The following is a 329-nucleotide window of genomic DNA, read 5'->3' on the forward strand; positions in this document are numbered from 1 at the left end:
CATCCGGTGTTGGCGGTGGTGCGGGGTTCGGCGGTCAATCAGGATGGGGCGTCTAACGGGTTGACGGCGCCTAATGGGCCGTCGCAGCAGCGGGTGGTGCGTGCGGCGTTGGCTAATGCGGGGTTGTCGGCGGCCGAGGTGGATGTCGTTGAGGGGCATGGGACCGGGACGACGTTGGGTGATCCGATCGAGGCGCAGGCGTTGTTGGCGACTTATGGGCAGGATCGTGGTGAGCCGCTGTGGTTGGGGTCGATTAAGTCGAACATGGGTCATACGCAGGCTGCGGCGGGTGTGGCCGGGGTGATCAAGATGGTGCAGGCGATGCGCCA

Annotated in this window: 1 pseudogene; it reads left to right on the forward strand. The window is 65.3% G+C overall.

The features are described from left to right. Nucleotides 1-329 (forward strand): annotated as a pseudogene (locus JF781_RS28265) (polyketide synthase); the annotation flags it as partial.

Source organism: Mycobacterium sp. WUMAC-067 (assembly GCF_020217485.1).
In the GTDB taxonomy this organism is placed as follows: domain Bacteria; phylum Actinomycetota; class Actinomycetes; order Mycobacteriales; family Mycobacteriaceae; genus Mycobacterium.